This is a genomic window from Streptomyces sp. NBC_00102, assembly GCF_026343115.1.
In the GTDB taxonomy this organism is placed as follows: Bacteria; Actinomycetota; Actinomycetes; order Streptomycetales; family Streptomycetaceae; genus Streptomyces.
Genome location: NZ_JAPEMC010000001.1, coordinates 5,382,215 through 5,408,346, shown reverse-complemented (window position 1 = coordinate 5,408,346; position 26,132 = coordinate 5,382,215). Strand labels below are relative to the sequence as shown.

The following is a 26,132-nucleotide window of genomic DNA, read 5'->3' as shown; positions in this document are numbered from 1 at the left end:
GGGGCTCCCGCCCCGCCCCGGTCACGAGGCCCTCGCGTTCATGGGCACGCCGCGCTGGACGCCCGTACGCAGTTCCAGGGCGGCGGCCACGTCCGAGGCGTCCGGCCGGTCCGCGCCGCGCAGGTCCGCGACGGTCCAGGCCACCCGCAGCACCCGGTCGAGGCCGCGCGCCGTCAGGGCGCCGCGCTCCATGTCCCGTTCGGCGGCCATCAGCGCTCCGGGGGCCGCGAGCAGCCGGGTCCGCAGCTCATGGCCCGGCACCTCGCTGTTGGTGGTCCAGGGCGTGCCGGCCAGTCGCCCGGCCGCGCGGGCTCGGGCCTCCCGCACCCGGTCGGCCACGACGGCGGTCGGTTCGCCCCGGCCTCCGCCCTCCGCCAGGTCCGCGCGGGTGACGGGCTCCACCTCGACCCTCAGGTCCACCCGGTCCAGCAGGGGACCGGACAGCCTGGCCTGGTAGCGGCGGATCAGCGAGGGCGGGCACTCGCAGCCGGCTCCGCCCAGGCTGTGCCGGCCGCAGGGGCACGGGTTCGCCGCCAGCACCATGAGGAAGCGCGCCGGCAGTCTCACGACTCCCGCCGCCCGGGCCACCACCACGTGGCCGGACTCCAGGGGCTGACGCAGGGCGTCCAGGGCCCGGACCGAGAACTCGGGCGCCTCGTCCAGAAAGAGAATTCCACGATGGGCCAGGGAGACGGCCCCGGGCTTCGGCAGTCCGTTGCCGCCGCCGATCAGCGACTGCATGGTGGCCGAGTGGTGCGGGGAGCAGTACGGCGCCGTGCTCACCAGAGGTTCGCCCGGAGGGAGGATTCCGGCGACCGAGTGCACGGCCGTCACCTCCAGGGCTTCCCGCCGGGTGAGCGGCGGCAGGATGCCCGGCAGCCGCTCGGCCAGCATCGTCTTTCCGGCGCCCGGCGGCCCGGAGAGCAGCAGATGGTGCCCGCCCGCCGCGGCGATCTCCAGGGCCTTGCGCGGCCTGCTCTGGCCCGCGACGTCGCTCAGGTCCTTGGCGTACCCGCCGGGGCCTTGGGCCGGGGCGAGCCCCGCGCCGAACCCGGAGCCGGGGACCATCAGCCCGGCGAGCAGGGTGTCGGGACGGCTCTGCAGGCCGGCCGGTTCGTCGGGCACCGGTTCGTCGCTCAGGATCGCGATCAGCTGGCGCAGGCTCCGTACGCCCAGGACCGAGACGCCGGGCACCAGCGCCGCCTCCCCGGCGGTCTGTTCGGGCACCACGACGTGGTGGTATCCGGCCTCGGCGGCGGCGAGGACCGCGGGCAGCACCCCGCGCACCGGGCGCACCTGTCCGTCCAGGCCCAGCTCCCCGATCATGACGACGTCGGCGATTCCCGCCGGGTCGATCCGCTCGGCGGCGCCGAGCACTGCGCAGGCGACGGCGAGATCGAAGCCCGAACCGGACTTCGGTACGGAGGCCGGCGAGAGGCCGACCGTGAGTTTCTTCTGCGGCCACTGGGCACCGGAGTTCGTGACCGCCGCCCTGACCCGGTCCCTGCTCTCGACCAGGCTCTTGTCCGGCAGGCCGACCAGTGTGAACGCCGCCACTCCCGGTTCCAGGTCGGCCTGGACCTCCACCACCACGCCCTCCACGCCGACCAGCGCGACGGAACAGGCCCGTGCGAAGCCCATCTCAGGCCACCCCCCGCGCGTGCTCGGCGACGGGACCGCCGCGCCGGGGCACGATCACCCCGACGAGGTCGATGCGTACGCCGCCCCGGGGCGGTCCCCCGTGCGATTCGAGCCACAACTCCGCGAGCCGTCGCAGCCGTTCCGCCTTGGCCGGGGTGATGGCCGCCATCGGGTGCTGGTACTCCACCGATCTGCGGGTCTTCACCTCGCAGACGACGACCGCGTCGCCGTCGCGCGCGACGATGTCGATCTCTCCGGCCCGGCAGCGCCAGTTGCGCGCCACCACGACCATGCCCACGTCGGTCAGCAGCCGCGCCGCCAACTCCTCGCCGTACCGCCCGAGTGCTCCCCGTGCGTTCTTCATCCGGCACCACCTCCGGCACCGACTCTGCGCGGGACGGCCGATCCTTGTGGATCTTGGTGGACAACCTCCCGGATGTGGAAAACCCGGCCACCCATGAGAGTGACCGGGTTGCCCGGGTTGACGGACCGGGAAAACGATCCGTCACACGCGCGGGGCGGGCCTCCAGGCCCTGTCGAACACGGTCCGGCCCGCGTGCCGGGTGGCTGTCAGCCGCCCGGGAGTTCGAGATCGCTCTTGTTGAGCTCCTCGATGTTCACGTCCTTGAAGGTCAGCACACGCACCTGCTTGACGAATCTCGCCGGCCGGTACATGTCCCAGACCCAGGCATCTGCCATGGACACTTCGAAGAACACCTCCCCTTGGACCGAGTGGACCTGCATCTCGTAGTCGTTGGTGAGGTAGAAGCGACGTTCGGTCTCGATCACGAATTTGAACAGACCGACGACGTCGCGGTACTCCCGGTAGAGCTTCAGCTCCATCTCGGTCTCGTACTTTTCGAGGTCCTCGGCGCTCATGGCATGCGTCCCCTTCAGCCGTGCGTTCCCCCATTGTGCTGCAGCCGGTGACGCCCCCGGACGTTCAGGCGATTTCGGGGGCGAGAATCTGCGGAACGCTCGGAGAACCCTCGTCGAGCAGCCTGCGCAGCAGTTCGGCGAGCTTGGTCGGATACACCGTCTCACGGGTCGCCCGCAGTTCGGCGGAAGTCCACCACCTGAGACCCGTGACGCTCCGGCGCTCCAGCGGGGTCAGACCCCCCAGGTCGGTGGCGGTCCGTTCCGTTCGCGCGAGAAAGTACCACTCGTCCTGTTCCCAGCGACGGCCGTCGAAGGGGAAGGAGCACCTGCGCTTCCAGAGCACCGGACCGAGCTCGACGTCCGTGATGCCGGTCTCCTCGGCGAGTTCACGGCGGGCCGCCTGCTCGTGGCTCTCGTCGCCCTCCAGCCCGCCGCCGGGTGTGAACCACCAGGTCTTCGCCGGGTCCTCGGGTTCGAAGCCGTGCATCAGCAGAATCCGGTCCCGCGGGTCGAGGAGGACGACCCGGGCGACCGTCCGGATCTCAGTGGGCACCGGCCACCTCCTTCGCGGCTGCGCGGCGGCGGGTACGCGCTTTGATGGGCCCGTAGACACAGCCGGCCAGGATGAGGATCACGCCCAGCACCACGGCTGCGAGCTGGAGCGGCAGCGGCCCCCGGGAGGAGATGCCGCCGGGCAGCGCGGTGAACCCTTCCGGCCGGTCCAGCATGCCGGGGGACGGGAACGCCACCGCGTCGACCCGTGCCTCGACCGCGTCGCGCGGCACCGAGCCCTGGCCCTCGTCCGTCAGGTGCATGCGGGAGTCGAGGGAGATGTCGCGGTCGTCGCCGAGCAGGAAGAGCTCCCCCTCGGGAACCTCCGCGCTGAAGTCCGACGCGGCCGCCCGGCCGGAGCCGCCGGTGGCCCCGCTCTCCCCGGAAGCCTCTGAGGTCCCCGGTGCCTCGGAGCCGTCGAAGTCGGCGGAGGGACCCGCCACAGGGTGCAGATACGGTTCCTCGATCGGCACGTCGTTGACGGTGAGCCGGCCCTTGGCGTCGCAGCAGACCACGGTGTCACCCCCGATCCCGATGACCCGCTTGACCATCGGGGAGAGGCTCCACGCCTTGTCCGTGAAGACCACGACGTCGCCGCGGCGCACCTCGTCGCCCGATATCCGCTGTGCCAGCACCTTGGACCCGGTCTCCACGGTCGGGGACATCGATCCGGTCGGCACGGTGTAAGGCCGGTACACCAGGGCGGCCCAGGCGAAGCCGCCGAGGAAGAGCACACAGCCGACGGCCACGGCCAGACCCGACAGCACACTGCCGAGCCGGCCGTGGCCGTCTCCCGTACGTCCTGTTCCACTCATCCCAGCGTCCCCCATCGGAGATCGACAATCGCTGATCCGAGTCGGCACACTACCCGTCGGTACGCCCGCGGGTCAGCCTCCTGCGACGCCAGAAGACCAGGGGCAGCGCTCCGGCCACCCCGAGCGCGGCCGGTGCCGTCGCCGCCGCTGCGTTCAGACCGGACTGGTCGAAGGTGCTGGGCACCGGCAGCGTCGCCCAGCGGTTGACGGGCCAGGCCACCAGCACGGCACGGCCGACGACGTCGTCCACGGAGACGGTGCCCTGACCGGGGAGGTTCTGGTGGTAGCGGGAGTCCAGGGAGTCCTGGCGGTGGTCACCCATGACCCAGATCCGGCCCTCGGGAACCTTGATCGGGCCGAACGGCTTGTCGTCGCAGGGGGTGTTGCCCGGGTAGATGAAGGACTTCTCCTCCAGCGCCTTCCCGTTCACCGTGACGGGGCCGTTCTGCTTGCACTCCACCGTGTCGCCGCCCACCGCGATGACCCGCTTGATCAGGTCCTTCTCCTCGGCGGAGGGCATGAGCCCGATGAAGCTGAGGAACTTCTGCGCGACGTTCGGCTCCGGGTTGACGGAACCCTCCAGCCAGCCGCCCGGGTCGTGGAAGACGACGACCTCGCCGCGCTCCGGCTCGGAGCCGAACCACGGGGTGAGCTTGTCCACGAGCACCCGGTCGCCGCGCTGGAGCGTGTCCTGCATCGAGTCCGAGGGAATCGAGAACGCCTGGACCAGGAAGGTCTTGATCAGCAGGGCCAGGACGAGCGCGATGCCGATGAGGAGCGGCAGCTCCTTCCAGAAGGAACGCTGCCGGGGGCCTTCGGCGGCACCGTCCGGGGTGCCGTCGTCCCCCGTCCGGTCCGCGGCCGTCTCCGACGGATCACCCGTGTTTCCGGGCCGGTCCTCGGGTTCGTCGTGTCCGGATCGTGCGCCGACCGCCAAATCCCCCACATCCACTCCTCAATCCGTGCCACGGCCCGCGCCGGATGCGACGCAGGCCCATCACTCCCATAACGAGCGGGAGTTCCGCAGGGGTCGGGAGCGGGATCATTCCGTAGGGATCCTGGTGGGACACACTATGCGAGACACCGGCGGCTGCCGACGCTCCCGACGCCGCGTCCGGCACCCCGGCGAACGCGTCGCGTTGCCCCAGCGTGGCCCAGCTCCCCACCGGCCAGGCGATGACCACGGCGCGCCCCACGACGTCCGACAGCGGCACCGTGCCGTCGTAGCCGTTGCCCAGGTGGTAGCGGGAGTCGGCGGAATTGGACCGGTGGTCGCCCATCACGAAGATCCGGCCCTCGGGAACCTTTACCTCGAATTGGATGGCCGATGGCACATCCCCAAGGTTCAGGTAGGGCTCGTCGACGGCCGCGCCGTTGACCGTGAGCTTCCCGTCCTTCCCGCAGCACTTCACGGTGTCCCCGCCGACCGCGACCACGCGCTTGATCAGGTCCTGTTCGTCGGCGGAGGGCAGCAGCCCGATGAAGGTGAGGAACTCCTTCGCCTGCCGGACACCGGCCGGCGAGGGGCCGGCGCTCACCGTCTCGCTCTCCCCCAGCCAGCCCCCGGGGTCCTTGAAGACCACCACGTCGCCCCGTTGCGGCTCCGAGTGGAACCAGGGCGTGAACTTGTCGACCAGCACCCGGTCGCCGATCCGGATGGTCTGCTCCATCGACCCGGAAGGGATCACGAAGGCCTGGACGACGAATGTCTTGAGGAACAGTGCGATGAGCAGCGCGAACACCAGCAGGAGGGGGACCTCGATCACCCGGGACCTGCGGCGCCGTCGCACGACCCGCCGCGCCAGCCGCCGGCGCTCGGCCCGGGTCGGTGCGGTACGGCCGCCCTCGGTCCCGGCCGGCGGCGCGGCCCGGTCCGCCCCGTCTCCGTACGGGGCCTCCGCCGCATCGGGGCGGCTCCCACGACCGCGGCTACCCATGCGAGCCGTCCGGCTCCGGTACGCCGTCGAACGCGCCGCCGGCCCCGGCCGGCGATCCGGTCCGGCTCCAGGGCCAGCCGATCCAGTCCACCCGGCCGATCACCTGGTCCACGGGCACCATGCCGCCGCCGGGCTGGCCGAGGTGGCTGCGCGAGTCGCTGGAGCGGTCGCGGTGGTCGCCCATCATCCACAGGGTGCCGTCGGGCACGACGATGTCGAACGGCACCCGGGACGGGGCGTCTCCCGCGTGCAGGTACGTCTCGTCCAGAGGGGTGCCGTTCACCTCCAGCCGGCCGTCCCGGTCGCAGCAGACGACGTGGTCGCCTCCCACCCCGACGACCCGCTTCACGAAGTCGGTGTCCGGCGGGTCGGCCAGTCCCAGAACCGCGGCGGCCCCGCGCAGCAGCCCCGTGACGGGGTTCTGGCCCGCGGTCTCCGGCAGGAAGGAGCCGGTGCCGTCGAAGACCACCACATCGCCCCTCTCCGGCGCGGAGCCGAAGCGGTACGCCAGTTTGTTCACGAACACCCGGTCCCCGATCCGCAGTGTGGACTCCATCGAGCCGCTCGGGATGAGGAAGGGCTGCACGACGAACGCGCTGAGCAGGAGTACGGCGGCCGGCAGGGCGGCGCAGACCAGAGCCGCCCGCCGCAGCGCGGGCCTCCGCCCGGACCGTCCGTCCGCGCCCCCTGCCTCCCCGCTCTCTCCGGCTCTCGCGGTCTCTCCGGCCTTCGCGGCACTCTCGCCGCCCCCGGAACGCGAAAAGCGCGACCGCTCCTCGGGACCCTTCGCGGGTTCCGGGGAGCGATCGCGCTTCGTGTGCTGTTCTTCCGTGTCCATCGCGGCCGAAGCCTATCCGGCCGCGCCGTGGACGTCGGTGTCAGCTCAGCGGTCGCGCTTCTCCTTGATCTTCGCGGCCTTGCCGCGCAGCTCACGGAGGAAGTACAGCTTGGCGCGACGGACGTCACCGCGGGTGACGAGCTCGATCTTCTCGAAGATCGGGCTGTGCACCGGGAAGGTGCGCTCTACGCCGACGCTGAAGGAGACCTTGCGGACCGTGAAGGTCTCGCTGACGCCCGCGCCCTGGCGGCGGATGACGATGCCCTTGAACTGCTGGATACGGGAGCGGTTGCCCTCGATCACGCGCACGTGGACGTTGACGGTGTCACCGGCGCGGAAGGCCGGGAGGTCCGAACGCAGGGAGGCGGCGTTGACGCCATCGAGCAGGGAAGCCATTGTGTCTGCTTTCTTCGCCGATGCCACAGGTCATCGACGGGAGATCGTCTGGAAGATCGAAGCGCTGATCACGTCGGGCGGACGTCGTTCCCCCTGTGGCAGGGGCGCACGTCGGACGCACAGCAGCTGCTCATTCTTCCACGGCGGTGGGCCTGCGCCAAAATCGGCCACCGGGCTCGGGCGTCCAGCCGAGGATGGAGAGGATCTCGCGGTCCTTCTTGTCGAAGTCGCTCGCGGCGCAGCGCTCGATCAGATCGGGCCTGTTCAGCGCGGTACGCGCGAACGCCTGGTCCCGGCGCCACCGGGCGATCTTCCCGTGGTGGCCGGTGAGCAGCACGTCGGGGATGGCCCGGCCGCGCCACTCGGGGGGCTTTGTGTAGACAGGGCCTTCGAGCAGGTTGGCCATGGCGCCGGGGGCGAAGGAGTCGTCGCGGAACGACTCGGCGTTGCCGAGGACACCGGGCAGCAGACGGGCCACGGCCTCGGTGACGACGAGTACGGCCGCTTCTCCGCCGGCCAGGACGTAGTCCCCGATGGAGACCTCCACGACCGGCATGCGGGTGGCGTACTCCTCCATCACGCGGCGGTCGATGCCCTCGTAGCGGGCCGGGGTGAAGACCAGCCAGGGGCGCTCGGAGAGCTCGACCGCGAGTTCCTGGGTGAAGGGGCGTCCGCTGGGCGTGGGCACGACCATGACCGGGCTGTGCGCGCCGGTCTCGTAGCCGTCGGCGAGCACCTGGTCGAGGGCGTCGCCCCAGGGCTCGGTCTTCATGACCATGCCGGGCCCGCCGCCGTACGGGGTGTCGTCCACCGTGTTGTGCCGGTCGTACGTCCACTCCCGCAGATCGTGGACGTGCACGTCGAGGCTGCCGCGGGCACGGGCCTTGCCCACGAGCGAGACGTTCAGCGGGTCGAGGTACTCCGGGAAGATGGTGACGACGTCGAGCCGCATTACGCCTTGCTCCCCGCGTCGGTCCCGTCGGCACTGCCGGCCTCGTCCTCGGCGTCCTCGGAGGTCTCGGAGGTCTCGGAGGTCTCGGAGGTCTCGGAGGTCTCGGATTGCGAGGTACCGGCCTCCTCGTCGCGCGCGGAGGCGACGACCGCCTCGCTCGCGTCGATCAGGCCGGGCGGCGGGGTGATGACGGCCCGCTGCTCCTCCAGGTCGATCTCGGTGACGATCTCCTCGACGAAGGGGATCATCACCTCGCTGCCGTCCGGGCGCTCCACGATGAAGAGGTCCTGCGAGGGCAGGTGGGTGATCTCGGTGATGCGGCCGATCTCGGTGCCGTCGGCGAGGACCACGTCGAGGTCCATCAGCTGGTGGTCGTAGAACTCCTCCGGGTCCTCGGGGAGTTCGTCGGGGTCCACGTCGGCGATCAGCAGGGTGTTGCGCAGCGCCTCGGCGGCGGTCCGGTCGGTCACGCCCGCGAAGCGGAGCAGCAGCCGGCCGCTGTGCACCCGGCCGGTCTCGATCGTGAGAGGCCCCGTGCCCGCCGGGTCGGTGGCGAGTACGGCGCCGGGGCCGAGTCGCAGCTCCGGCTCGTCCGTGCGGACCTCGACGGTGACTTCGCCCTTGATGCCGTGGGCGCGGCCGATCCGCGCAACTACCAACTGCACGCTGATTCTCCGATTGATGGGGCGGACGCGGGTGTCCGGTGTGAGCCGGGCGACCGCGCCGGGGGTACGGGAGGGCGGCGTCGCTACCGTCCCTGCGGGGGCCGGAGCGACGACAAGGGCCGGGGACGGCTGTGAAGCCCTCCCCGGCCCTGGCCGGTGTTCAACCTTTTCAGCGCACCTGGTCCACGTCGACGAGGTCGACCCGGATGCCGCGGCCGCCGATGGCGCCCACGACGGTACGCAGTGCACGCGCGGTGCGGCCGTTGCGGCCGATCACCTTGCCGAGGTCGTCGGGGTGTACCCGGACCTCCAGCACGCGTCCGCGGCGCAGGTCGCGCGAGGCGACCCGCACATCGTCGGGGTTGTCGACGATGCCCTTCACGAGGTGCTCGAGAGCCTCCTCGAGCATGCTCAGGCCTCGGTCGACTCGGCAGCGTCGGCCGCCTCGTCAGCCTTCTTCTCGGACTTCTTGGCCTTCGGGGTGATGGCCTCACCCTTGGCCTCGTCGCCGTCGGAGGTCAGGGCCTCGAACAGCGCGCGCTTGTCAGCCTTGGGCTCCGGCTGCAGCAGCGGCGCGGGGGCCGGGAGGCCCTTGTGGGCCTGCCAGTCACCGGTCAGCTTGAGGATCGCGAGAACGGGCTCGGTCGGCTGGGCGCCGACGGACAGCCAGTACTGCGCGCGCTCCGCGTTGACCTCGATGCGGGAGGGGTTCTGCACCGGGTGGTACAGGCCGATCTCCTCGATGGCCCGGCCGTCACGGCGGGTACGGGAGTCGGCGACGACGATGCGGTAGTGAGGCGAACGGATCTTGCCCAGACGCTTCAGCTTGATCTTGACTGCCACGGAAGTGGTGTCTCCTGGTCTTGACGTGGTTGGGCACAACAAAATGCCACGTGGGGTTGTAACACTCGCGTGCCCGATGGACGCGTCAGCCGGAGGAGAGAGGGGTCCTGTGCGACTGTCGAGTGCAGCTGTCCATTGTGCCACACACCATCGCCTCACCCCACCGCGACGGTGGCCTCCGGGATACGGAACGGCTTCCCGCAGCCCCCGCAGACGATCGGCGCCTGGGCGAGGACCGAGGGGACGACGCGGACGTTCCGTCCGCAGTCGCAGACGGCCTTGACGCGGACGCCACCGCCGGACGAGCCGTGTCGGGCCGCCGGGCCGCGGAAGGACCGCTTGGTGTCGGCGGCCGTCGCCACGGTGTGCGCCTTCAGAGCGCGCTGAAGGCGTTCGGCCGTGGGCCGGTACCGCCGCCTGGCCTCCGGGTTGAGGGTGACCAGGGAGAAACCGCTGCTGGGGTGGGGCTCCTCGGTGTGGTCGAGCCCCAGCTCTTCGGCGATCGCGAGAAAACGTCGGTTGTGGTATCGGCCGGCGCGGGAGGTGTCGCGGACACCTCGGGCGGCGGCGATGCCGTGGACTGCCTCGTGGAGCAGTCGCTCGAAGGAGAGTTCGGCGCCACAGGCGGACGAGGACTCTCCGATCAGGGACTCGGGTGCGGCGAGATCGGGCAGCTCGGGGTGGTACCGCTGAATGTCGGCCCACGCCTGCGCCAGCTCTGCGGCAAGTACAGGTGGTGTCGTGCTCACGTCGTGATAACGAGCCTGAGGGCCTCGGTGTTCCTATTCCGGGGCATCCCAAATAATTTGCACGTACCAGCCGGTTGGCGGCGATGCCCCGTGTACGCGGGCGGGTACGCCGATCTGCGGAGAAGCCTCACAGCTCACACCAAGGCCATACGTAGTAACGCGTAGGCACTCTCGTCGGAGTGCACGGGTCCGTACCGCTTTCGCACACTTTCGCGCCCCACCCGGAGTCCTGGTCCGGCCTTCCGGACGGAATCCGGGAACCGGGGAGCGACCCGCGGCCCGCACCCGGTCGGGGCGAGGCTACCGGGCCCGCCCCCCGAACGGAGCACCGGCCCGCCCACCGCCCCGCACACGATCCGGCGCACGCGCGGGACGTCCGCCCGAGGCCCGTGCCACCTCCGCGCCCGGACCCGCGCCCACCCCTGTGACCAGGCCGTACGCGGGTGGAGAACGCTCGACGTGCTGTGCCCCGCGTGTCGGGTAAGACTGGGCGGAAGGAACGGAGGCTCGCGTTCCGGCGTCCGCCCGCCCCACCGCGGACCACCGGACCGCGCGGCGCCACCCGGCGGACCGCAGAGTCCGCCAAGCTGATCGGTACCGCCTTCCCAACGGCGAGAGTCGGCGGTGCGGCGCACCCCCGCCCGCAGAGGGCGCACGGCCGGGGCGCGCAATGAATGACCCTGCGCCCCCTGGACGCGGCGGCTGATGCGCAGTTCCCTGACATACGGGGATGCGGACGCCCGCACGCGGGGGCGCCCATTCGGGCACGACCGAACCTCTTGGCGATTGGGGTACATCCATGACACCAACGCTCGTCCGGCACCACAGGTACGCGGACACCCCCGCCCCGGTGGACACCGGTACCCGTGCCCGCGACTGGGCAGAGATCCAGGAGCGGATGCTGTCACCGCTGTACGAAGCGGTGTACGAAAGGCTCGAAATCGGTTCCGGCACCCGCATGCTCTCCCTCGGCTGCGGTTCCGGACTCGCCCTGCTGATCGCGGCGGCCCGCGGGGCCCGCGTCACCGGGGTGGACACCGACCACGACCGGCTCGCCCTGGCCCGGGAGCGACTGCTGCCCCCGGGGGCGGAGGGGCCGGCCGGGCGCTCGGGGCCGTACGGCCCGGCCACCGGCGCACCACCTCGGCTGATCGATGGCGGCCCGTCGGCGGCCCCCGCCGACGGTGTCCCGTACAACCTGCTCACCGCCTTCGACCCGATCGGCCGCACGACGGGCGACTCCGAGGTTCTCGTCCCCGCGCTGGAAGCCGCCGTCCCGCTGGCGGCCCGGGGCGCGACCGTCGTACTGACCGCCTGGGGGCCGCCGGAGAGGTGCGCCACGGCCTCGGTGCTGGAGGTGGCGGACCGGCTCGCGAACCCGGACGGCGGTACGCGCTCCGGTGCACGGCGCCCGGCCGGTCGGGACGATCTGGAGGAGGTCGCCGCCCGGGCGGGGCTGAAGCCGGACGGCTCGGGCCGGGTGTCCTGCCCGTTCGGCTACGCCGGCCTGGACAGCGCGGTCCGCGGCCTGCTCTCCACGGGGCTCTTCGACACGGCGGTGGCGGCCACGGACTGCGGTCAGGTCGCCAAGGAGATCGCGGAGGCGCTCCATCCGCACCGGCGGTCCGACGGCACGGTGTGGATGCCGAACGTCTTCCGCTACCTGGTCTGCGTCTGCTGAGATCCGCCGCCTCGCACCGGGCGTGCGGGGACGGACCGGGCGGTCCGTCCCCGCACGCTTTCCCGTGTCTCACACCGGGTGCGGCTTCTCCAGCCGGGCGATGCCCGCCGCGCGGTACGCCTCCGCCTCCTCCAGCGTCTCGTTCGCGAGCAGCGCCTCGGCGAGCGAGTCGAGGCGGCCGCGGTTCTCCCGCAGCAGCCGGCAGGCGTTCTCGTAGCACTCGTCGACGATGCGCCGCATCTCCTCGTCGATCGCGTCCAGCGTGGCGGGCGCCGCCGACAGTCCGTACGCCTGCTGGGCGTCGGCCGGGATGGCCGTGAGGCGGCCGACCCGGTGGCTCATCCCCCACCGGCCGACCATGCCGCGCGCCAGGCTGGTGACCTGCTCCAAGTCGCTCTCGGCACCCGTGGTGATCACGTCGTAGACCACGTGCTCCGCGGCCATGCCGCCGAGGGCCCCGATGATCCGGCCGCGCAGGTAGTCCTCGGTGTAGGCGTACTTGTCGGCGTCCGGCGTGGAGAGCGTGACACCGAGGGCGCGGCCCCGCGGCACGATGGTGACCTTGCGCACCGGGTCGGCGCCCGGCTGGAGCATGCCGAGGAGGGCGTGGCCGCTCTCGTGGTAGGCGGTCCTGCGGCGCTCCTCCTCCGGCATGACCAGCGGGCGTTCCGCGCCGAGCTGGATCTTCTCCAGGGCCTGGGAGAGGTCGGTCTGCTGCACCTCGGACCCCTCGCGCTTGACCGCCAGCAGCGCGGCCTCGTTGGCGAGGTTGGCGAGTTCGGCGCCGGTCATCCCCGGGGTGGTACTCGCCACCCGGGACAGGTCGACGTCGTCGGCGAGCGGGATCCGCCGGGTGTGGATCTTCAGGATCGCCTCGCGGCCGGCCCGGTCGGGCGGGCTGACCTGCACGATGCGGTCGAACCTGCCGGGCCGGGTGAGGGCGGGGTCGAGGACGTCGGCCCGGTTGGTGGCGGCCAGCACGATCACGCCCTCGGAGCCGGAGAAACCGTCCATCTCGGTGAGGATCTGGTTGAGCGTCTGCTCACGCTCGTCGTGCCCGCCCATGCCGGCGCCGCCGCCGCGGACGCGGCCGATGGTGTCGATCTCGTCGATGAAGACGATGGCGGGCGCGACCTTGCGGGCCTCGGCGAAGAGTTCGCGCACCCGGCCCGCGCCGACGCCCACGATCATCTCGATGAATTCGGAGGCGGACGCGGAGAAGAAGGGCACCCCGGCCTCCCCCGCGACCGCCCGCGCCAGCAGCGTCTTCCCGGTGCCGGGCGGCCCGGCGAGGAGGACCCCGCCCGGCATGCGGGCACCCATCTTCCGGTAGGCGTCCGGGTTCTTCAGGAAGTCGACGACGTCGTTGAGTTCGCCCTCCACCTCGTCGATGCCGGCCACGTCGGCGAAGGTGGTGCGGGTCGAGCTCTCCAGGGCGACCGGTTTGGGCGGCGCCTTGCGTCCGAAGCCGCCCAGCCCGCCGCCCGGGCCGCCGCGCGACATCCGCCGGGCGATGAACACCCAGAGCAGGACGAGGAGCAGCATCGGCGCCAGCGAGATGAGGAGGTTGGCGAGGAAGCTCCGCTGCTGGACGACAGGCTCGGCGGTGACGGTGACGTCGTCGTCGACCAGTTCGTCCCAGAGGTTGTCGTCGGCGAAGGCGGGCCGCTGGGTGGTGAACTTGGTGTACTCGGTGTCCTCGCCGGGGACCTTCGCCTTCTTCTTCAGCTCGCCCTGGATGGCGTCGCCCTTGGAGTAGATCTTGGAGACGTTCCCGGCGCCGACCTGCTTGGTGAACTCGGTGTAGGCGATGGTCGGCTCGTCGTCGCCGTTGAAGAAGGAGAGCACCAGGTTGGCGAGGAGGTAGACGATCAGCGCGGTGAGCAGGAGCCGTCCCCAGCCGCCGGGCATCTTGCGCCGCTGCGGCGGGGGCGGAGGCGCCCCCTCGGAGCGCCAGGGCTGGTCGGGGCGATCGCGGGGAGGTACGGGGGTGGTCACACGCTCTCCTCTGCCGACGACCATGAGTGGCGACATTCGCGACATTAGGGGAGAAAACACTCCCGAGCCCCTGGAGGGTCGCCTCCATGGGCCGTACGCGGCACACCCGGGTCGGCCCCCGGGGTGCCCCGGCGGCACGCCGAAGGGGCGCGCACCGTCGTGGTGCGCGCCCCTTCTCGGGTACCGCGGACGCCCGTGGGCCGGGCGGGCCCGTGGGGTCAGCCCATGAACTTCTTGAACTCGTCCGGCAGCTCGAAGTCCTTGCCCTGTGCGGCCTGGCCCGGCAGGCCGAAGGCGTCGCCCTGGGCGGCCGCCTGCTCGCGGCGCTCCGCGGCGGCCTGCTCCTCGGCCTTGCGCTTCATCGGGTTGCCGCTCTTGCGCTTGCCCTTGGCCTGCTTGACCTGCTTCTTCTGCCGGCCGGGACCGCCACCCATGCCCGGCATCCCCGGCATGCCGGGCATCCCGCCGCCCTGGGCCATCCGCGACATCATCTTGCGGGCCTCGAAGAAACGCTCCACGAGGTTCTTCACCGCGGAGACCTCGACGCCGGAACCCTTGGCGATACGGGCCCGGCGCGAGCCGTTGATGATCGTCGGCTCGGCGCGCTCCTTGGGCGTCATCGACTTGATGATCGCGGCGGTGCGGTCCACGTCGCGCTCGTCGATGTTGGCGATCTGGTCCTTGATCTGCCCCATGCCGGGCAGCATGCCGAGCAGCTTGGAGATGGAGCCCATCTTGCGGACCTGCTCCATCTGCGACAGGAAGTCGTCGAGCGTGAAGTCCTTGCCCTTGCTCGACGCCAGCTTGGAGGCCATTTTGGCGGCCTCTTCCTGGCTGAACGTCTTCTCCGCCTGCTCGATGAGGGTGAGCAGGTCACCCATGTCGAGGATGCGGGAGGCCATGCGGTCCGGGTGGAAGGCGTCGAACTCGTCGAGCTTCTCGCCGTTGGACGCGAACATGATCTGCTTGCCCGTGACGTGGGCGATCGACAGGGCGGCGCCACCGCGGGCGTCGCCGTCGAGCTTGGAGAGCACCACGCCGTCGAAGCCGACACCGTCGCGGAAGGCCTCGGCGGTGTTGACCGCGTCCTGACCGATCATCGCGTCGACGACGAAGAGGATCTCGTCCGGGCTGACGGCGTCGCGGATGTCCGCGGCCTGGCGCATCAGCTCCTGGTCGATGCCGAGGCGGCCGGCGGTGTCGACGATGACGATGTCGTGGACCTTGGCCTTGGCGTACTCGATGGAGTCCTTGGCGACCTGTACGGGGTCACCGACGCCGTTGCCCGGCTCCGGGGCGTACACGGCGACGCCCGCGCGTCCGGCGACGACGCTCAGCTGGTTGACCGCGTTGGGGCGCTGGAGGTCACAGGCGACCAGGAGGGGGGAGTGTCCCTGCCCCTTGAGCCAGAGGCCGAGCTTTCCGGCGAGGGTGGTCTTACCCGCACCCTGGAGGCCCGCGAGCATGATCACGGTGGGCGGGTTCTTCGCGAACCGCAGCCGCCGGGTCTCCCCGCCGAGGATGGAGACGAGCTCCTCGTTGACGATCTTGACGACCTGCTGGGCCGGGTTCAGCGCACCGGAGACCTCGGCGCCGCGCGCCCGCTCCTTGACGTTGGCGATGAAGGCGCGGACCACCGGAAGCGCGACGTCCGCTTCGAGCAGGGCGATACGGATCTCGCGAGCCGTGGCGTCGATGTCCGCCTCGGACAAGCGGCCCTTGCCCCGGAGGTTCTTGAAAGTCGCGGCAAGGCGGTCGGAGAGAGTATCGAACACGGCGCTCGTCGGTCCTCAGGGTCGGGGGCGTGGCAGGTCGCCTACTAGAGTATCCGGCCCGGACGAGCGGCCGTCCTCGCCGGTGGTGATCGGTACGTACCGGCGCGGGGCGCGCGGCGGCACGGGGCGGCGCCGGGGTACGGGGAGGGCACTCCCCTCCCCGTACCCCGGGCCGGGACGGACCGCTCAGCGCAGGGCGGTCTCCAGAGACTTCGCCACGGTGGCGGCCTCCTCGTCGGAGAGGACCGTCCCGTCCACGCGTGTGACGTACACGGTGTCCACCGCGTTGGCGCCCAGCGTCGCGACGTGGGCCGAGCGCACCCGTACCGCGCTGTCCTCCAGGGCCTGGCCGATCCGGTGCAGCAGCCCCGGGGCGTCCTGCGCGCGGACCTCGATGACCGTGGCCTGGCGCGAGGCGGCGGAGGCGACCGTGACCCGGGGCGGCGGGGCCTTGATGCCGCGCCGCCGGGGATAGGCGGACTCGCGTTCGGCGAGGCGGGCCTGGATGTCCAGCCCCCCGTCGAGCACCCGCAGGAGGTCGGCGCGGAGCCGGGACGCCTGCGGCAGCGCTCCGTACTCGGCGGCCACCCGCCAGCTGAGCAGCAGCAGGTCGGCGGACTCGCCCAGCTCGGTGGGGAGCTCGACGGCACGCAGGTCGGCGGCGCGGACGGTGAGGCGGTGCAGGGCGAGCACCCCGGCGACGGCGGGCAGGACCCCGGGCCGGTCCGGCAGCGCGATGAGGAGTTCGACGCCGACCGGTCCCGGTTCGCCGGTCTCGGAGGGCGGCTCGGGCTGGGTGTGCAGGGCGAGGACGGGTTCGCGGGTGCGCAGCGCCTCGACGGCGAGGCGCTCCTGTTCGGCGTCGGGCACGGCGGGCCCGGGGTCGGCGGGTGCCTCGCCGGCCAGGACGGCCGCCACCCGTCCGACGAGGTCGTCGACGAGGGAGGCGCGCCAGGTGCTCCAGGCGGCGGGTCCGGTGGCCAGCGCGTCGGCTTCGGTGAGCGCGTGGAGCAGCTCCAGGGTGGACGGGGAGCCGACGGCCTCGGCGACCGAGGAGACGGTGTCGGGGTCGTCCAGGTCGCGGCGGGTCGCGGTCTCGATGAGCAGCAGGTGCTGCCGTACGAGGGTGGCGACGACGGCGACGTCGGCCTTGTCGAAGCCGATGCGGGTGGCCATGTCGCGGGCGATGACCTCGCCGGCGACGGAGTGGTCGCCGGGCCAGCCCTTGCCGATGTCGTGCAGCAGGGCGGCGACCAGGAGCAGGTCGGGGCGGCCGACGCGGCGGGTCAGGGAGGCGGCGCGGACGGCGGTCTCGACGAGGTGGCGGTCGACGGTCCAGGTGTGCACGGCGTTGCGCTGGGGCCGGCAGTGGACGCGCTCCCAGTCGGGCAGCAGCCGGGTGACGATGCCCTCCGCTTCGAGGGCCTCCCACACCGCGACGGTCGCCTCGCCCGCACCGAGCAGGGTGACCAGCTCCTCGCGTGCCTCGGGCGGCCAGGGTACGGAGAGGGGTGCGGCCGCTCCGGCGAGGTGGCGCACCAGGTGCCGGGAGAGCGGGAGCCCGGACTCGGCGGCGGCCGCCGCCGCCCGCAGGGTCAGCACGGGGTCGCGCTCAGGACGGGCGGAGCGGGCGAGGACGACCTCGCCGTCCGCCTCGACCACCCCTTCGGCGAGCGGGGTGCGTTCGGGCGCGGGCCTGGCGCCGCCGAGCATCGCGCGCAGCCGGGGCCGCGTCGAGCGGGCGCGCAGGACGCGGTCGACCTCGCGCCAGGTGACGTCGGAGGCGTAACTGACGGTACGGGCGGCCTCGTACACCTGGCGGAGCAGGGCGTCGGCGTCGAGCAGGCCGAGCGCCTCGGCGACCTGGTCCTGTTCCTGGAGGGCGAGCCGGTCGGTGGCCCGGCCGGTCACGAGGTGCAGGGCGTCGCGGGTGTCGAGGAGGACGCGGCGGGCTTCTCCGAGTCCTTCGCGGGGGGCGTCGGCCACCCAGGAGGCGGCGACGGCGCGCAGGGCGGTGGCGTCGCGGAGGCCGCCGCGGGCCTCCTTGAGGTCGGGTTCGAGGAGGAACTGGAGCTCGCCCATGCGTTCGGCCCGTTCCTGGCAGAGCTCGTGGAGGGCGGGCAGCCGCTTGGGAGCCTGGTTGCGCCAGTCGGCGAGGACGTGGGTGCGCAGCGCGGTGACGAGGCCCACGTCGCCGGCGACCGCGCGGGCGTCCAGCAGGCCGAGGTGGACCTTGAGGTCTTCGCCGGCGGCTTTGCGTGCCTCCGGCGGGGTGCGTACGGAGTGGTCGAGCGCGAGGCCCAGGTCCCAGACGGGGTACCACAGGCGGTCCGCGAGTGCGGAGACGGCCGCGGCGTCGGCCGAGCCGTCGTGGAGCAGGAGCAGATCGAGGTCGCTGCGCGGGGAGAGTTCACCGCGGCCGTAGCCGCCGACGGCGACGAGGGCCGCGCCGCGTACGCCCGCGTGTTCGGCCGCCGCGGTGAAGAGGCCGTTCAGCCAGTCGTCCGTGAGGCGGGCGAGGGCCGAACGGCGCGGCGGCCCGGACCGCGCCTCCTGCTGGAGGAGGCGCAGCCGGGCCGCCGCGTAGCCGCTGGGTCCCGAGTCTTCGGTTTCGGTGGTCACTTCGGTACTCGTCACCCAGCTGCCTTCCGTTCCACGGGCGTCGGTGTCAGAGAGCGTCCGGGCCGCGTTCGCCGGTCCGTACACGGACCGCCGTCTCGACCGGCACGCTCCAGACCTTGCCGTCACCGATCTTGCCGGTGCGGGCCGCCTTCACGACGACGTCGATGAGCTGTTCGGAGTCCTCGTCCTCGACGAGGACCTCGATGCGGATCTTCGGTACGAGGTCGACGGTGTACTCGGCACCGCGGTAGACCTCGGTGTGTCCGCGCTGGCGACCGTAGCCGCTGGCCTCGGTCACCGTCAGCCCCTGGATGCCGAAGGCCTGCAGGGCCTCCTTGATCTCGTCCAGCCGGTGGGGCTTCACGACCGCCGTGATGAGCTTCATGCGTCCACCTTCTTGGTCGGAGCTGCCGGGGTGTCCAGAACCGGTGCCGCGGTGCGGGAGGCCGCGCCGCCGCCGGCTCCACTGAAGTCGTACGCGGTCTCGGCGTGTTCGACCTGGTCGATGCCGGAGATCTCGTCGTCCTCGGCGACCCGCATCCCGATCGTCTTGTCGATCAGGAAGGCGAGGACCGCGGACACCACCAGAGAGTAGGCCAGGACGGAGAAGACTCCTACGGCCTGCTTGCCGAGCTGGTCGAGACCGCCGCCGTAGAAGAGGCCCTTGGCGTCGGACTGGACCCCGCCGGTGGCGAAGAACCCGATGAGCAGGGAGCCGACGACACCGCCGACGAGGTGGACTCCGACGACGTCGAGCGAGTCGTCGTAGCCGAACTTGTACTTCAGGCCGACGGCCATGGCGCAGAGGAGACCCGCGATGGCACCGACGGCGATGGCGCCGAGCGGGCTGACCGCACCGCCCGAGGGGGTGATGGCGACGAGGCCGGCGACGGCGCCGGAGGCGGCACCGAGGGTGGTGAAGGAGCCGTGGCGCAGCTTCTCGTATCCGAGCCAGGCGAGCATGGCGGCGGCGGTGGCGACCTGCGTGTTGACGAACATCACGGCGCCGACGCCGTCGTCGTTGCCGAGCCAGGAACCTGCGTTGAAGCCGAACCAGCCGAACCACAGGAGACCGGCGCCGAGCATGACGAGCGGCAGGCTGTGCGGCCGCATCGGGTCACGCTTGAAGCCGACGCGCTTGCCGATCACGAGGATCACGCCGAGGGCGGCGGCACCCGCGTTGATGTGGACGGCCGTACCACCGGCGAAGTCGATGACGCCCAGCTCGAAGAGCCAGCCGCCGGCACCCCAGACCCAGTGGGCGACGGGGAAGTAGACCACGGTCACCCAGAGGGTGATGAAGAGCGCCCAGGCGGTGAACTTCACGCGGTCGGCGAGAGCACCGCTGATCAGGGCGGGGGTGATGATGGCGAACATCAGCTGGAAGACGGCGAAGACGTACACCGGGATGGTGTAGCCGTCCCAGAGCTCGTTCAGTCCGATGCCGCTGAGGCCGACGTAGTCGGACGACCAGCCGATGATGGAGCCGGCGTCGGTGCCGAAGGCGAGGCTGAATCCGTAGAGCACCCACAGGATCGTCACGATCCCGAGGCTGATGAAGCTCATCATCAGCATGTTCAGGCTGCTCTTGACGCGGACCATGCCTCCGTAGAAGAAGGCCAGGGCCGGGGTCATGAGCATCACCAGGGCCGAGCAGATGAGCATGAACCCGGTGTTGGCGGCAGACAGCTGAGGGGTGTCTGCGGCAAGCGTCGTGATGCCTGGGGGCATCGGCGTCTCCTCGTCGTCGGAGCGGCCGCGGCGTGCGGGGGAAGGCTGCGGGACCACTGGGAAAAGGTGCGGGCCTTATGCGCCAGAAGATTGGCGGAGCACCGTTTCCACGGATGCCGCTCGGTGTTTCGCCGCAGTGACGAAGCCGCTGGGAGTGTTACGTCGACATGAACCCGGAGCGACGTAACCGGTGTCCCGCCTACCATGCGGTCCATGCCGCATACGGTGCGGTTGAAGTCCCGCGACACGCGAACCGGCCACGGCGACACCCCGCTCACCTGGCCCGCAAGGGCCGGTCGGTGGTTCGCGGGGTGGCCGCCGCGGCCGGTGGTTACGGGGCCGGATCAGACCGCTTCGGCGGTCTCCGGCAGCTGGTCGCTGAGCGCCTCGGTGAGGTGTGCGACGTCGGCCACGTCGCCGAAGTCCCTGGCAGCGGCGTCGACGGTCTTGCGCAGACGGGTGTTGACGCGCTCGGAGCGGACCTTCCTGGCGACGGCGAGCGCCTGGCCCGCCAGCACCATGGACTGCTCGGGCTCGCGCTTGAGCAGATGGACGGTGGCCATGCCGATGAGGTTGAGCGCGTAACTGCGGTGGTGCTCGTCGTCCTCGGCGAAGAGCTTGACCGCTCTGGCCATCGCGGGTTCGGCGAGCGAGGCGTACGTGGGGCTGCGGCCGGCGACATAGGCCAGGTCACGGTAGGAGTGGGCGTTCTCGCCGTTGAGCTCGGCCTCGGAGAAGAACTTGATCCAGTCGGGCTCCGGCTCGTCGTCCAGGCCGGCGTCGAGGAAGGTGTCCTCGGCCATGCGGACCGCGCGCTTGCACTTCGCGGGCTGGCCCATGTTGGCGTAGGCGCGGGCCTCCATCGCATACAGCATCGACTGGGTGCGGGCCGTCGCGCACTCCCGGCTGCCGTACTGCGCGAGGTGGATGAGTTCGAGGGCGTCGTCGGGGCGGCCGAGGTGGATCATCTGCCGGCTCATGCTGGAGAGGATGTACGAGCCCAGCGACTTGTCCCCGGCCTCCTTGGCCGCGTGCAGGGCGAGCACGAAGTACTTCTGGGCGGTGGGCTGGAGACCGACGTCGTAGCTCATCCAGCCCGCCAGCTCGGCGAGTTCGGCGGCGCAGCGGAAGAGCCGCACCGCGGTGGCCGACGGCTGGGGCTCCTGCAACAGGTCGGTGACCTCGTGGAGTTGACCGACCACGGCCTTGCGGCGCAGTCCGCCGCCGCACTGCGCGTCCCACTGGCGGAACATCGCCGTGGTGGACTCCAGCAGGTCGAGTTCGGGCTTGGAGAGGCGGGAGGGGCGGCGGGCGGACGCGGGCGATTCCGGTTCGGCGGGACCGGTGGGGGTGACGGGCACCAGCCAGCGCTGCATGGGCTCGATCAGCGCGGGTCCCGCGGCGAGCGCGAGCGAGGAACCGAGGAATCCCCGGCGGGCGAGCATCAGATCGCTGCGGGAGAACTCGCTGAGCAGGGCGACGGTCTGCGGGCCCGCCCAGGGCAGGTCCACGCCGGAGACGGAGGGGGACGTGTGGGCGGTCCGCAGCCCGAGGTCCTCCACGGCGACGACGCTGCCGAAGCGCTCGGAGAAGAGTTCCGACAGGATGCGCGGGATCGGCTCGCGGGGCTGTTCACCGTCGAGCCACCGCCGCACCCGCGAGGTGTCCGTGCTGATGTGGTGGGCCCCCATCTGGCGGGCCCGCCGGTTGACCTGGCGCGCGAGCTCGCCCTTGGACCAGCCGCTGCGCACGAACCATGATCCCAATTGCCCGTTGGGGCGCTTTCCGGCATTCGTATCGCCTGCGCCGCTGCCACTCACCGGAACGCCCCCATCTCGCCGAAACCTCTTCGCGCGAACCTCTGCCCAGCTACCCAGAATGCCGTAACCCGGTGCCGCCCGTACGGAAGTTGCCCGCCATCGAACAAGAAATCGGGTTGCCACCGGCATACCCGCGGGTGCTCATACTCCCAGAGTCCGTGTACCGACGGTAATCCTACGATCACCCTCGCCGCGAGGGCGAATTCAGAAACGCCACCATTCGCCACCCCTTCGAATGAAGCTGTCCGGCGCGGCGCGCGCTTGACTTGACAGGCGCCGAACAACAGGGGCGCGAAGGAGTGCTTCGGGTTGTGCGGGACGGATCGCACCACCCCTGAGCACTCCCGTGCGCCGCCCGTTCGGGGCCCACGGGAGTACTCAGGGGCCGGCGGCCGGCCCAGGGACCCCGCAGCCACGTAACCATCGGCGCGTCGGACCCGTTGGAGGGGGCATGGGCTTCACGATCGGCGGTATCCGTGAGCTGCGATCCGGGACGCGGCGACGCGACCGCACGGCCGGGAGCACGGCCGTGGCGGAGTACACGGGCCTGTGGGGATGGGCCGTACGGCCCGGTGCCCGCGCACGGACCGGCTCGCGCAGCTGCTCCTGCGGCGACCGGCGCTGCGCCGCACCCGGCGCCCATCCGCTGGAGTCCGCCCGCGAGGTTCCGGCCGGGGCCTCCGTCGACGACGCGGCCTGCGCCTGGGCCGAGGTGCCGGGAGCCTCGATGATGCTGCCGGTGGGCCGGGCCTTCGACATCCTGGAGGTGGCGGAGGCGGCCGGCCGGCGGGCGCTGGTCCGGCTGGAGCGGATGGGGCTGCCGCTCGGTCCGGTGGCGGTGACCCCTGACGGCCGGGCCCAGTTCTTCGTCGCCCCCGGAGCCGCCGCCCAGCTTCCGGAACTGCTGTACCGGATGGGCTGGGACGACGCCCCGCTCGACCTGCGCGCCCTCGGTCCCGGCACCCACATCACCGCGCCGCCCTGCGACCTCGGCGGCCTCGGCCCGGTCCGCTGGCTGCGTCCGCCGGCCCTGGACACCGCGGCCGCTCCCCCGCCGGCCCGGCTGCTGCTCGGCACCCTGGCGTACAGCTGCCACCGCACGTAACGGCGCGGAGAACGCCGATGGGCGGCGGCCCCCGATCGAGGGCCGCCGCCCATCGGCGTGCGTGCGGGATGCGCGTGGCGGTCAGTCGCCGATCAGCGCGTCCACGAAGGCACCCGGCTCGAACGGGGCCAGGTCGTCCGGTCCCTCGCCGAGCCCGATGAGCTTCACCGGGACGCCCAGCTCGCGCTGGACGGCGATGACGATGCCGCCCTTGGCGGTGCCGTCGAGCTTGGTCAGGACGATGCCGGTGATGTCCACGACCTCGGCGAAGACCCGGGCCTGGACCAGGCCGTTCTGGCCGGTGGTGGCGTCGAGCACGAGCAGGATCTCGTCGAGCGGGCCGTGCTTCTCCACGACGCGCTTGACCTTGCCGAGCTCGTCCATCAGACCGGTCTTGGTGTGCAGCCGGCCCGCCGTGTCGATGAGCACGACGTCCGCGCCCTCGGCGATGCCCTCCTTCACGGCGTCGAAGGCGATCGACGCGGGGTCACCGCCCTCGGGGCCGCGTACCGTACGCGCTCCGACGCGCTCGCCCCAGGTCTGGAGCTGGTCGGCGGCGGCGGCGCGGAAGGTGTCGGCCGCGCCGAGCACCACGCTGCGGCCGTCGGCCACGAGCACCCGGGCCAGCTTGCCGGTGGTGGTGGTCTTGCCGGTGCCGTTGACACCGACGACCATCACGACGCCCGGGGTCTCGGCGCCGCCCTCGGTCCTGACCTCGCGGTCGAGGTCGGGGCCCAGCAGGGTGATCAGCTCCTCGCGCAGCAGGGCGCGGAGTTCCTCGGGGGTACGGGTGCCGAGCACCCGGACGCGTTCACGCAGGCGCTCGACGAGCTCCTGGGTGGGAGCCACGCCGACGTCGGCGGTGAGGAGGGTGTCCTCGATCTCCTCCCAGGTGTCCTCGTCGAGGTTGTCCCGGGACAGGAGCGTGAGCAGCCCCTTGCCGAGGGAGTTCTGCGAGCGGGCGAGCCGGGCCCGGAGCCGTACGAGACGGCCCGCGGTCGGCTCGGGGACGTCGAGGGCGGGGGCTTCCGCGGCGGCGGCCGGGGCCTCCCCGGCGGGGGCCTCCGTGTCCGGGAGACCGGCGTCCTCGATGGTGCGCCGCGCTTCGTCGCGCGGCGCCTCGGGCTCCTCGCCGACACGGGGTTCGGCGGGAGGAGTGATGGTCGGCGTGCTCGACGGCGCCGAGGGCGGCAGCTGCTTCTTCTTGCGGCTGCTGACCACGAGCCCGCTGATCAGGCCGACAGCGACCAGGGCGATGACTACAGCAAGGATGACGATTTCCATAACCCGTCCAGTATCGGCCACGGGCGGGGCCCGGGAGCTGCCTCGGACGGACCCTCGATATCCAATGCCCTACTTTGCACCTTTTGGCGGTCATTGTGGTGAGCGGGGACACGGCGAGGACACGTCAGAATCGCGGCGGGGGACGCGGCATCCGTAAGCGTCCGGCCCGGGGAACGCCGCCGCCCCGGCCGGAGCCGGGGCGGCGGAGCAGGCGCGGCGGAGCAGGCGCGGGCGCGGGCGGTGTGGGCGGATCAGCCCATCTCCTCCAGGGCCTTGCCCTTGGTCTCCTTCACGAACAGCAGCACGAAGGGGATGGAGAGGGTCGCGAAGCAGGTGTAGATGATGTAGGTCGCCGAGAGGTTCCAGTCCGCGAGGCTCGGGAAGCTCGCGGTGATGGCCCAGTTGGCGATCCACTGCGCGGAGGCCGCGACGCCCAGGGCCGCGGCGCGGATGCGGTTGGGGAACATCTCGCCGAGGAAGACCCAGACGATGACACCCCAGGACAGGGCGAAGAAGAGCACGAAGACGTGGGCGGCGATCAGCGCCACGGTGCCTTCCGTGTTGGGCAGCTTCCCGTCGACCAGCTTGGCCGAGAAGGCCCACGCCTCGAAGGCCAGGGCGATGGCCATACCGACGGAACCGGTGAGCGCGAGCGGTTTGCGGCCGACCCGGTCGACCAGGACCATCGCGATGACCGTACCGATGATGTTCACGATCGAGGTCGTGAACGAGTAGAAGAACGAGTCCGTCGGGTCGATGCCGACCGACTGCCACAGCGTCGCCGAGTAGTAGAAGGCGACGTTGATGCCGACGAGCTGCTGGAAGATCGACAGTCCGATACCGACCCAGACGATGGGCAGGAAGCCGAAGCGGCTGCCCAGCAGGTCCTTGAAGGAGGACTTGTGCTCCCGGTGCATGGCCGTCTCGATCTCGGCGACGCGGGCGTCCAGGTCGACGTTCTTCCCCTCCACCTCGGAGAGGATCTTGCGGGCCCGTTCCTTCTTGCCGACCGAGATCAGATAGCGCGGCGACTCGGGGATGGCGAAGGAGAGCAGCCCGTACAGGACGGCGGGCACCACCATCACGCCGAGCATCCACTGCCAGGCCTCCAGCCCGCCGATCTTGCCGCGCTGGTCACCGTCCGCGATCTGGAGGATGCCGTAGTTGACCAGCTGCGAGATCGCGATGCCGATGACGATCGCGGCCTGCTGGAAGGAGCCGAGCCGGCCCCGGTAGGCGGGCGGCGAGACCTCGGCGATGTAGGCGGGGCCGATGACGGAGGCCATGCCGATGCCGAAGCCGCCGATGATGCGCCACATCGCCAGGTCCCAGAGCGCGAAGGGGAGTGCCGAACCGACCGCGCTGACGGTGAACAGCACCGCGGCGATCTGCATGCACCGGATACGGCCGATGCGGTCGGCGATGCGTCCCGCCGTCGCGGCGCCGATGGCACAGCCGATCAGAGCGATGGCGATGACCTGGGCGAGGGTTCCGGACCCGATGTCGTACCGGTCGCGGATGGCCTCGACGGCACCGTTGATCACGGAACTGTCGTAGCCGAACAGGAAGCCGCCCATCGCGGCGGCGGCCGTGATGAAGATGACGTGCCCGATGTGGTCCGGGTGAGCCCCCCTGGCTCCGGACTCCGGTCCTTGCACTCTGCTGGTCACATGAACTCCTGGTGCCTGCCCGCAATGTCAGACGTGGATGGATGAGCCCTTTAAGTGGCGCATACGAAACAGTTCGCCACCACTTGAATACGCAGGGGATGCGTCGGAGATCATCCGTTCGATACTCGAATTCGAGCGTGTGCGAGAGCGCACACCTACCCGGGTCCGAGCCATTCGCG

24 protein-coding genes are annotated in these 26,132 nt (G+C 71.4%); 2 read left to right on the top strand and 22 right to left on the bottom strand.

Annotated features, from left to right (window positions below):
* Nucleotides 1-21: 21 nt before the first annotated feature.
* The 14 genes from OHA55_RS24145 to OHA55_RS24080 all read right to left on the bottom strand — a co-directional run bounded on the left by OHA55_RS24145 (nt 22) and on the right by OHA55_RS24080 (nt 10,267).
* Nucleotides 22-1,641: a YifB family Mg chelatase-like AAA ATPase gene (locus OHA55_RS24145; RefSeq protein WP_266709659.1), complete on the bottom strand. Its 1,620-nt coding sequence runs from the start codon at nt 1,639-1,641 to the stop codon at nt 22-24.
* A 1-nt stretch (nt 1,642) separates the two neighbouring features.
* A complete protein-coding gene (locus tag OHA55_RS24140) occupies nt 1,643-2,005 on the bottom strand; it encodes a YraN family protein (protein WP_266709657.1) in 363 nt (120 codons plus the stop codon).
* A 206-nt stretch (nt 2,006-2,211) separates the two neighbouring features.
* Nucleotides 2,212-2,520 carry a DUF2469 domain-containing protein gene (locus tag OHA55_RS24135; protein ID WP_043444228.1) on the bottom strand — a complete coding sequence of 103 codons (309 nt, stop codon included), beginning with the start codon at nt 2,518-2,520 and terminating at the stop codon, nt 2,212-2,214.
* A 64-nt stretch (nt 2,521-2,584) separates the two neighbouring features.
* Complete coding sequence (locus OHA55_RS24130) at nt 2,585-3,073, bottom strand: NUDIX hydrolase (protein WP_266709652.1); 489 nt, start codon at nt 3,071-3,073, stop codon at nt 2,585-2,587.
* Nucleotides 3,063-3,887 carry a signal peptidase I gene (lepB, locus tag OHA55_RS24125; RefSeq protein WP_266709650.1) on the bottom strand — a complete coding sequence of 275 codons (825 nt, stop codon included), beginning with the start codon at nt 3,885-3,887 and terminating at the stop codon, nt 3,063-3,065. Before lepB (OHA55_RS24125) ends, OHA55_RS24130 begins: the two co-directional genes overlap by 11 nt.
* A gap of 49 nt (nt 3,888-3,936) precedes the next feature.
* Nucleotides 3,937-4,824, bottom strand: a complete 888-nt coding sequence (gene lepB, locus OHA55_RS24120) for a signal peptidase I (protein WP_266711101.1) — start codon at nt 4,822-4,824, stop codon at nt 3,937-3,939.
* The gene (lepB, locus tag OHA55_RS24115) at nt 4,763-5,824 is read right to left on the bottom strand and encodes a signal peptidase I (protein WP_266709648.1); all 1,062 of its coding nucleotides are present in this window, start codon (nt 5,822-5,824) and stop codon (nt 4,763-4,765) included. Before lepB (OHA55_RS24115) ends, lepB (OHA55_RS24120) begins: the two co-directional genes overlap by 62 nt.
* Entirely contained in the window at nt 5,817-6,662 is an 846-nt protein-coding gene (gene lepB / locus OHA55_RS24110; protein ID WP_266709646.1) for a signal peptidase I, read from the bottom strand. The genes lepB (OHA55_RS24115) and lepB (OHA55_RS24110) overlap by 8 nt, the downstream gene beginning before the upstream one ends.
* 45 nt (nt 6,663-6,707) lie before the next feature.
* Nucleotides 6,708-7,058: a 50S ribosomal protein L19 gene (gene rplS / locus OHA55_RS24105; RefSeq protein ID WP_266709644.1), complete on the bottom strand. Its 351-nt coding sequence runs from the start codon at nt 7,056-7,058 to the stop codon at nt 6,708-6,710.
* 130 nt (nt 7,059-7,188) lie between these two features.
* Nucleotides 7,189-8,010 (bottom strand): tRNA (guanosine(37)-N1)-methyltransferase TrmD, encoded by an 822-nt coding sequence (trmD, locus tag OHA55_RS24100; RefSeq protein WP_266709642.1) that lies wholly within the window; start codon nt 8,008-8,010, stop codon nt 7,189-7,191.
* Entirely contained in the window at nt 8,010-8,675 is a 666-nt protein-coding gene (rimM, locus tag OHA55_RS24095; RefSeq protein WP_266709640.1) for a ribosome maturation factor RimM, read from the bottom strand. The genes trmD and rimM overlap by 1 nt, the downstream gene beginning before the upstream one ends.
* Before the next feature lie 169 nt (nt 8,676-8,844).
* Nucleotides 8,845-9,084, bottom strand: a complete 240-nt coding sequence (locus OHA55_RS24090) for an RNA-binding protein (RefSeq protein WP_031130168.1) — start codon at nt 9,082-9,084, stop codon at nt 8,845-8,847.
* 2 nt (nt 9,085-9,086) lie between these two features.
* Nucleotides 9,087-9,518, bottom strand: a complete 432-nt coding sequence (rpsP, locus tag OHA55_RS24085; RefSeq protein WP_266709635.1) for a 30S ribosomal protein S16 — start codon at nt 9,516-9,518, stop codon at nt 9,087-9,089.
* 155 nt (nt 9,519-9,673) lie between these two features.
* On the bottom strand, nt 9,674-10,267 hold the full coding sequence (locus OHA55_RS24080; RefSeq protein ID WP_266709633.1) for a hypothetical protein: 594 nt from the start codon (nt 10,265-10,267) through the stop codon (nt 9,674-9,676).
* 799 nt (nt 10,268-11,066) lie between these two features.
* Here OHA55_RS24080 and OHA55_RS24075 point away from each other — a divergent pair.
* Nucleotides 11,067-11,948, top strand: coding sequence for a methyltransferase domain-containing protein (locus OHA55_RS24075; RefSeq protein ID WP_266709631.1), 882 nt, complete (start codon nt 11,067-11,069; stop codon nt 11,946-11,948).
* Nucleotides 11,949-12,017: 69 nt separating this feature from the next.
* On the opposite strand, the gene ftsH is transcribed toward OHA55_RS24075, so the two are convergent.
* From ftsH to OHA55_RS24045, 6 genes are all read right to left on the bottom strand, one after another.
* Nucleotides 12,018-13,946 carry an ATP-dependent zinc metalloprotease FtsH gene (gene ftsH / locus OHA55_RS24070; protein ID WP_266709629.1) on the bottom strand — a complete coding sequence of 643 codons (1,929 nt, stop codon included), beginning with the start codon at nt 13,944-13,946 and terminating at the stop codon, nt 12,018-12,020.
* 218 nt (nt 13,947-14,164) lie between these two features.
* Nucleotides 14,165-15,721, bottom strand: coding sequence for a signal recognition particle protein (ffh, locus tag OHA55_RS24065; RefSeq protein WP_266709627.1), 1,557 nt, complete (start codon nt 15,719-15,721; stop codon nt 14,165-14,167).
* 186 nt (nt 15,722-15,907) lie between these two features.
* On the bottom strand, nt 15,908-18,358 hold the full coding sequence (locus OHA55_RS24060) for a [protein-PII] uridylyltransferase (protein ID WP_266709624.1): 2,451 nt from the start codon (nt 18,356-18,358) through the stop codon (nt 15,908-15,910).
* A 31-nt stretch (nt 18,359-18,389) separates the two neighbouring features.
* Nucleotides 18,390-18,728: a P-II family nitrogen regulator gene (locus tag OHA55_RS24055; protein ID WP_266709622.1), complete on the bottom strand. Its 339-nt coding sequence runs from the start codon at nt 18,726-18,728 to the stop codon at nt 18,390-18,392.
* Nucleotides 18,725-20,074: an ammonium transporter gene (locus OHA55_RS24050; protein WP_266709620.1), complete on the bottom strand. Its 1,350-nt coding sequence runs from the start codon at nt 20,072-20,074 to the stop codon at nt 18,725-18,727. Before OHA55_RS24050 ends, OHA55_RS24055 begins: the two co-directional genes overlap by 4 nt.
* A 344-nt stretch (nt 20,075-20,418) precedes the next feature.
* Nucleotides 20,419-21,894, bottom strand: a complete 1,476-nt coding sequence (locus OHA55_RS24045) for a hypothetical protein (protein ID WP_266709618.1) — start codon at nt 21,892-21,894, stop codon at nt 20,419-20,421.
* A 451-nt stretch (nt 21,895-22,345) separates the two neighbouring features.
* Here OHA55_RS24045 and OHA55_RS24040 point away from each other — a divergent pair, with 451 nt between their 5' ends.
* Nucleotides 22,346-22,999, top strand: a complete 654-nt coding sequence (locus tag OHA55_RS24040; protein ID WP_266709616.1) for a bifunctional DNA primase/polymerase — start codon at nt 22,346-22,348, stop codon at nt 22,997-22,999.
* An 81-nt stretch (nt 23,000-23,080) separates the two neighbouring features.
* On the opposite strand, the gene ftsY is transcribed toward OHA55_RS24040, so the two are convergent.
* Both ftsY and OHA55_RS24030 read right to left on the bottom strand, forming a co-directional pair.
* Complete coding sequence (gene ftsY / locus OHA55_RS24035; RefSeq protein WP_266709614.1) at nt 23,081-24,283, bottom strand: signal recognition particle-docking protein FtsY; 1,203 nt, start codon at nt 24,281-24,283, stop codon at nt 23,081-23,083.
* A gap of 251 nt (nt 24,284-24,534) precedes the next feature.
* Nucleotides 24,535-25,953, bottom strand: a complete 1,419-nt coding sequence (locus tag OHA55_RS24030) for a sugar porter family MFS transporter (RefSeq protein ID WP_266709612.1) — start codon at nt 25,951-25,953, stop codon at nt 24,535-24,537.
* Nucleotides 25,954-26,132 lie beyond the last annotated feature (179 nt).

What these genes read in the sequence shown, in the direction of transcription:
- lepB (WP_266709648.1), bottom strand. Translation starts at nt 5,824, where the DNA reads ATGGGTAGCCGCGGTCGTGGGAGCCGCCCCGATGCGGCGGAGGCCCCG.
- trmD (WP_266709642.1), bottom strand. Translation starts at nt 8,010, where the DNA reads ATGCGGCTCGACGTCGTCACCATCTTCCCGGAGTACCTCGACCCGCTG.
- ftsY (WP_266709614.1), bottom strand. Translation starts at nt 24,283, where the DNA reads ATGGAAATCGTCATCCTTGCTGTAGTCATCGCCCTGGTCGCTGTCGGC.
- OHA55_RS24075 (WP_266709631.1), top strand. Translation starts at nt 11,067, where the DNA reads ATGACACCAACGCTCGTCCGGCACCACAGGTACGCGGACACCCCCGCC.
- OHA55_RS24050 (WP_266709620.1), bottom strand. Translation starts at nt 20,074, where the DNA reads ATGCCCCCAGGCATCACGACGCTTGCCGCAGACACCCCTCAGCTGTCT.
- lepB (WP_266709650.1), bottom strand. Translation starts at nt 3,887, where the DNA reads ATGAGTGGAACAGGACGTACGGGAGACGGCCACGGCCGGCTCGGCAGT.
- OHA55_RS24140 (WP_266709657.1), bottom strand. Translation starts at nt 2,005, where the DNA reads ATGAAGAACGCACGGGGAGCACTCGGGCGGTACGGCGAGGAGTTGGCG.
- OHA55_RS24055 (WP_266709622.1), bottom strand. Translation starts at nt 18,728, where the DNA reads ATGAAGCTCATCACGGCGGTCGTGAAGCCCCACCGGCTGGACGAGATC.
- OHA55_RS24145 (WP_266709659.1), bottom strand. Translation starts at nt 1,641, where the DNA reads ATGGGCTTCGCACGGGCCTGTTCCGTCGCGCTGGTCGGCGTGGAGGGC.
- OHA55_RS24040 (WP_266709616.1), top strand. Translation starts at nt 22,346, where the DNA reads ATGGGCTTCACGATCGGCGGTATCCGTGAGCTGCGATCCGGGACGCGG.
- lepB (WP_266709646.1), bottom strand. Translation starts at nt 6,662, where the DNA reads ATGGACACGGAAGAACAGCACACGAAGCGCGATCGCTCCCCGGAACCC.
- OHA55_RS24135 (WP_043444228.1), bottom strand. Translation starts at nt 2,520, where the DNA reads ATGAGCGCCGAGGACCTCGAAAAGTACGAGACCGAGATGGAGCTGAAG.
- OHA55_RS24090 (WP_031130168.1), bottom strand. Translation starts at nt 9,084, where the DNA reads ATGCTCGAGGAGGCTCTCGAGCACCTCGTGAAGGGCATCGTCGACAAC.
- rplS (WP_266709644.1), bottom strand. Translation starts at nt 7,058, where the DNA reads ATGGCTTCCCTGCTCGATGGCGTCAACGCCGCCTCCCTGCGTTCGGAC.